Origin of the sequence: Mesorhizobium sp. CA15, from assembly GCF_020165215.1 — a bacterium.
Classification (GTDB): Bacteria; Pseudomonadota; Alphaproteobacteria; order Rhizobiales; family Rhizobiaceae; genus Mesorhizobium.
In genome coordinates, this window is record NZ_JAIUHQ010000017.1 from 98,158 (window position 1) to 104,157 (window position 6,000).

General features: G+C 62.9%; 4 protein-coding genes. 2 read left to right on the top strand and 2 right to left on the bottom strand.

Translation table 11 applies throughout. From position 1 onward, the window contains the following. Positions 1 to 316 precede the first annotated feature (316 nt). On the top strand, positions 317 to 2,854 hold the full coding sequence (locus tag LB515_RS23410; protein WP_224709110.1) for an EAL domain-containing protein: 2,538 nt from the start codon (positions 317 to 319) through the stop codon (positions 2,852 to 2,854). Positions 2,855 to 3,051: 197 nt separating this feature from the next. After that, the gene (locus tag LB515_RS23415) at positions 3,052 to 4,047 is read left to right on the top strand and encodes a transporter (RefSeq protein WP_224709106.1); all 996 of its coding nucleotides are present in this window, start codon (positions 3,052 to 3,054) and stop codon (positions 4,045 to 4,047) included. 3 nt (positions 4,048 to 4,050) lie between these two features. Here the strand turns inward: LB515_RS23415 and LB515_RS23420 are convergent, their stop codons facing one another. Together LB515_RS23420 and rarD are read right to left on the bottom strand one after the other, a co-directional pair. Continuing rightward, on the bottom strand, positions 4,051 to 4,737 hold the full coding sequence (locus LB515_RS23420) for a glutathione S-transferase (protein WP_224709107.1): 687 nt from the start codon (positions 4,735 to 4,737) through the stop codon (positions 4,051 to 4,053). A 63-nt stretch (positions 4,738 to 4,800) separates the two neighbouring features. Further along, positions 4,801 to 5,730 carry an EamA family transporter RarD gene (gene rarD / locus LB515_RS23425; protein ID WP_224709108.1) on the bottom strand — a complete coding sequence of 310 codons (930 nt, stop codon included), beginning with the start codon at positions 5,728 to 5,730 and terminating at the stop codon, positions 4,801 to 4,803. Positions 5,731 to 6,000 lie beyond the last annotated feature (270 nt).

Consider the following 6,000-nt stretch of genomic DNA (forward strand, 5'->3'; position numbering starts at 1 on the left):
TTTTGGAGGCAACGGAAGATCACGATTTTTGCGCGATGAACGGCCCGGTTAGCCGGCGTTAATCATGGCTTGAGTTTGTTGGCTCAAGGCAAGCCTCCAGGCCGCGAATGGCGCAACTTGAGGCGGGCATGGAAGTTCTAATTTAAGCACTTTCCTTTAACTCCGATCGATGGCGCATCGTCCTCCGATCGACGGAGCGTCGCCCAGGAAAGCTATTCGGGTTGAATTGACCGCGACAAATTTCAACATCGGTCGTATCAGGCAGGCCGTTTTCTCTTCCGCCAACGTGCCGGCGGCGATTGCCTTCGTCGTGCTCATGATCTGCGCGATCTTCGTCGACCAGCAGAACAAAACGGTTTCCGATCAACTCACGCGCGCCGACGTCCTCTACAAGGTCAACATCATCCGCGCCAAGCTGGAAGGAAACATCAACGGCAATCTCCAGCTGGTTCAGGGCCTCGTCTCGGCCATCGTCACCGAGCCCTATATGGGGCAGCAGAGATTTGCCTCCCTCGCTGCCAATCTCTTCAAGCAGAAATCGCAGCTGCGCAACATTGGCGGCGCGCCGGATCTCGTCATTTCGCTGATGTATCCCATGGAGGGCAACGAGAAGGCGATCGGGCTCGACTACCGCAAGAACGAGGCGCAACGCTTGGCGGCGCTTAGGGCGCGCGACCAGCGCATATCGGTGCTTGCCGGTCCCGTCGACCTCAGGCAGGGCGGGCGCGCCTTCATCGGCCGGATCCCTGTCTTCGTGCCGACAGCGGGGGGCGGCGATCGCTTCTGGGGCCTTGTCTCGGCGGCTATCGACATCGATCGGCTCTACGCCGCAAGCGGCCTCACCGACCCCGGTCTCGACATAGATGTGGCGCTTACCGGAAAGGATGCGCTTGGCGGTGGCGGCCAGCGCTTCTTTGGTGGCGCCGACATCGTCAAGAACAATCCGGTGACGGCAGAAGTGCAGCTGCCGTTCGGTTCCTGGCAGATATCGGCAATCCCCAAGGGCGGTTGGCCGACCGTGCCGAAGAATGAGCGGGTCTTGCAGGCGCTCATGGCGCTCGCCGCTGTGCTGGTGGTGCTGCCCATCCTGGTGGCCGGACGGCTGTTCGGCGAAAGGCAGAAAAACTATGCCGAATTGAGGCGCCTGTCCGGGAGGCTGGAACTGGCTCTGGAGGCTTCAGGCATCGGCGTGTGGGAGCAAGACCTCGTCACCGACGAGTTGCTGTGGGACGATCGCGTCAATGAGATCTACAGCAAGCCCGCCGACGGGAAGCCGCGCGGGTACGACGACTGGGCACTGGCGATCCACCCCGAGGATATCGCGCGGGCACAGCGCGAGTTTGACCTTGCCGTGGCTGCAAAAGGTCCCTACTCGTCGCAGTATCGACTGCTTCGCCCAGACGGCACCGTCCGCCATGTGCGGGCGCGTGCAAGCTACTTCCAGGACAGCGACGGCACGCCGAAGATGGTCGGGGCCGAATGGGACGTGACCAGCGACGTTCTGCTCAACGAGAATCTGGTGCGTGAACGGCAATTGTCGGAATCGAAGAATGCCGAACTCAAGACCGCCAAGGCGCGCATCGAGCATGTTGCGCTGCACGATTCGCTAACAGGCCTGCCCAATCGCCGTTACCTCGACGAGATGCTGGCCAATTCGCCCGAGGATCGCACTGCGCTGCTGCATCTCGACCTCGATCGCTTCAAGCACATCAATGACACGCTCGGCCATGCGGCGGGCGATGCCATGCTCATGCATGCCTCGAAGGTCATCAAAGCCAACGTCCGCGCAGGCGACTTCGTGGCGCGCATCGGCGGGGACGAGTTCGTTGTGGTGTGCCAAGGGCGCGATGACAATGAGCTCGCCGCGCTCGCGGACCGTATCATCGAAGAGATGCGCCAGCCCGTCGACTATAAAGGCCACCAATGCTGGTTCGGAGTCAGCATCGGGATTGCCGCGCTTAGCGGCGTCGATGCAAAGCAGCTGCTGGTCAACGCCGATCTCGCGCTCTATCGAGCCAAGAGCCGCGGTCGCAATCGTTATGAGTTCTTCAACGAAGAGCTGCAGAGCGAGATCGTCAGGACCAAGCAGACCGCGGACGAGATCCTGGGCGGGCTGGAGCGCAACGAATTCATCGCCTACTACCAACCCCAGTTCGATGCCAAGACCCTCGAGATCGTCGGCGTCGAGGCGCTGGCTCGCTGGCGCCATCCACGACGCGGCATCCTCGCCCCCGACATCTTCCTCAAAGTGGCCGAGGAATTGAATGTGGTCTCGCTGATCGACCGCACGATCCTCGAACAAACGCTGCAGAATTTCCAGCGCTGGTCGCGGGACGGTCTCAACATCCCGCGCTTTTCCGTCAACGTCTCGGCACGAAGGCTGGAGGACAAAGACCTGATCAACGGCCTGCGCAAGCTGCCGATCAAGGAGGGAACCGTCTCATTCGAGCTCGTGGAATCGATTTTCCTGGACGAAAATGACGAGCTTGTCGCCTGGAACATCGAGCACATCAAGGAACTCGGGATCGACATCGAGATCGACGATTTCGGCACGGGCCATGCATCCGTCGTCAGCCTGCTCAAACTGCAACCGAGCCGTCTCAAGATCGACCGGCAGCTCGTCACGCCGATAACCGGCTCGGCGGCGCAGCGGCGGCTGGTGTCGTCAATCATCGAGATCGGCAAATCGCTCGGCATTGGCGTCGTGGCGGAAGGCGTCGAGACGATGGAACATGCGCGCATCCTGAAGGACCTCGGCTGCGACATCCTGCAAGGCTACGCATTCGGGCGCCCGATGGACGCAAAATCCTTCAGGACCTTCGCCATATCGCGCAAATGGCTGGCCACGGCATAGCGGACGATGCGAGCCGCCGTTGACAGCACCGCCGCCGGCCGCGCGGGTTGTCCAGCAACGATAGCACAGCCCTGTCGAGAGTGACAGCGGCTGCAGTCATAAGTCATCGAACTGTCACACCAGGCGGCAACCTCCATGGTAGGTTTGCCGTGGCCGCCCCCGCGACCCCGACCGCATCAAGAGCCGGCGAAGCCGCCATGAACATCGCCCTCCCCGCCGAAGGCACCGACCTCTCGCCCTATTTGCCGGACGAGCACGGGCTGTTCTTCATCTACCATTTCAAGGCCGACGGTAGCCGCGCCAAGGATCCCGCCGAGGCGCATTGGAGCTGGCGCAGCTACCAGATCACCGACATGCGCGCCCGCCAGGAGATCGGCGCCGAGCAGGCCCTGCCGGCGCCGGTGCGCGATGCCTTCCTGTCACCCAGCCATGGCTGCCAGATCGATTTCGAAGACGACTTCCTCTATGGCGACCTGCCCGACCTCAGGCACGATTTCGCCGAGGCGCGCGGGCTCACGCATTTCCGCTTCGCCTTCAACGACAGGATGCTGATCGGCGCCCGCAAGCAGCCGCTGGAATCGGTCGACAAGATCCGCAAGCTGGTGGAGAGCGGCACGCGAAAATTCCGCACGCCGGCCGAGCTGATCGAGGCGGTGATGGGCCAGTCGCTCGACGGCATGGCGGCCGAGCTCGACAAGATGGGCGACACGCTCGACGGCATCGAGGACCGCATCGTGTGCGATGCATGGCACAATGAGCGCCAGGCGCTGGTCGACGCGCGCCGGCAGCTGGTGCTGATCCACCGGCAGATGGCGACGCTCACCAGTCTCTTCCGCCATCTCGACCATTCGCATCGCAACGAACTGCCCGACCCCATCAACGACATGGCGACCAGGCTCTCGCACCGGGCGCACACGCTGCATCACGACGGCGAGCAGTTGCAGGCGCGCACGCGCCTGTTGCAGGACGAGCTGATGGCCAAGCTGACCGAGCAGTCGAACCAGTTGCTCTATATCCTCTCCGTCATGACGGCGGTGCTGTTGCCGATGACCATCATCTCCGGCCTGTTCGGCATGAATGTCGGCGGATTGCCGCTCGTCGGCACGCCGCTGGGATTCTGGGTGGTGACGGCGATCTCGGTCGTCATCGCCGGCATCATCTATATGTTCGTGCGACGGCTCGGGCGGGTCTGACCATCAAGCTGTTGCCCGCAAATCCTCGACGATGGTGCCGGCGGCACGGACTTCGGCTTCGTGGCCAGGCTCGCGCCACGTCTCGGCAAGTCCGGCCGCGTACCATTCGCGCATGGCCGGCAGATCGAGCAGCCGCCGCGGATAGTTAGCCGCTTCGCCTTCGAAAGTCAGGCCATAGGACTGCGCCCTGAATGCGATGGGAGCAAAGAAGGCATCAACGGCGCCGAAACGGTCGCCGGCCAGGAAAGGTCCGCCGAAACGCGCAAGGCCGTCGTTCCACAAATCTCCCATACGGAAGATATCGTGCTTCAGCGCGCCGGACATCGGCATTGGCGCGACGCGGACGCCGCAGCTCATCGGGCAGTCATTGCGCATCGCGGTGAAGCTCGAATGCATCTCGGCGGCGGCCGAGCGCGCCCAGGCGCGCGCCTTCGCCTCCGCCGGCCACACGCCCTGGTGGCGTTCGGCCAGGTATTCGACGATCGAGAGCGAATCCCAGACCGCCCAGCCGTCATCGACCAGGCAGGGCACCCGGCCGTTAGGCGAGAATTGTCGATAGAGGCCGAAACTCGGTCCAGTCGGGAACGGCGTCAGCCGCTCCTCGAAGGGAATGTCGAGGACGCGCATCAGCAGCCACGGCCGCAGCGACCAGGACGAATAGTTCTTGTTGCCGATATGCAGAACGTACATCAGTCCCCTGCCCTGTTTGACGCAACCCTAGACGGAAAGCCGTCTCGAACTTTCCCTGGACGGTTACTTTATCGCGGGCGCCGGCTGGCGGACCTCGCGGCCCCTGAACATCGACCATGAATACATCGCCAGCGCCGTCCAGATCAGCGCGAAGGCGATGGCCTGGGTGGTGCCGAACGGTTCATCGAAGATCAGCACGGCGATCAGGAACACCATGGTCGGCGCGATGTATTGCATGATGCCGATGGTGGACAGGCGCAGCAGCCTGGCGCCGAAGGCAAAGAGCAGCAGCGGCACTGCGGTGACCGGACCGCAGCCGATCAGCAATGCGGTGTCGGCACCGGTGCTGGAGATGAAATGATCCTGGCCGGTGGCGATCAGGTAGACGATGTAGCAAAGCGCCGGCACCGAAAGCAAAAGCACTTCGAGCAGGAAGCCCTGGCTCGGGCCGATCGGCAGCGTCTTGCGGAAAAAGCCATAGGCGGCAAAGGAGAAGGCGAGCGCCAGCGATACCCATGGCAATTTGCCGGCCTCGACTGTGAGCACCGTCACCGCGATCGTGGCGAGCGCCACCGCGGCGATCTGCAGCCTGTCGAGCCGTTCGCCGAGCAGAACGGCGCCGACGACGACGCTGACCAGCGGGTTGATGTAATAGCCGAGCGCCGTCTCGACGGTGCGGTCGACCGCGATCGCCCAGACATAGATGCCCCAGTTGACCGAGATCAGCACCGCTGTCAGCGCCGCCATCGCAAGGCTCTTCGGCGAGCGGATCGCCGCCTTGAAGTCGGCGGTGCGGCCGGCCCAGATGAGCACCGCCGCCGCGATCGGCACCGACCAGACGACGCGGTTAGCGATCACCTCTGCAAGCGGCAGATGCGCCACCGCCTTCATGTAGAAGGGCAAGAGCCCCCAAAGGAAATAGGCGCCAAGCGCCAGGAGGAAGCCGCGGCGGCCTTTGGCATCCTGATCGAGATCGGCTGTAGCGGTGACCATGGCCTAACGCTATGGCCCAGCGGAGCGCCCAAGACCATCACAAAATTATGATGGATCAACGGAGTTTTGGTGATGGTTCAAACGGGCTGCGCAAGTTCCTCGCCCCACCTAGCCTACGACATGCACACATTTCCAAACGGCTGGCCTTGGCGATGCCGTGCATGGCAGCTTGGCGCATGCATTGTCCAATGTGGCGCTGGTCGACCCCCACTCCGTCTCGGCTTCGCCGAGCCACCTCTCCCCCGATCGACGGGGTAGAGGAAAGGCGCC

Coding starts and splice junctions, on each gene's coding strand:
- LB515_RS23410 (WP_224709110.1), top strand. CDS start 317: ATGATCTGCGCGATCTTCGTCGACCAGCAGAACAAAACGGTTTCCGAT.
- LB515_RS23415 (WP_224709106.1), top strand. CDS start 3,052: ATGAACATCGCCCTCCCCGCCGAAGGCACCGACCTCTCGCCCTATTTG.
- LB515_RS23420 (WP_224709107.1), bottom strand. CDS start 4,737: ATGTACGTTCTGCATATCGGCAACAAGAACTATTCGTCCTGGTCGCTG.
- rarD (WP_224709108.1), bottom strand. CDS start 5,730: ATGGTCACCGCTACAGCCGATCTCGATCAGGATGCCAAAGGCCGCCGC.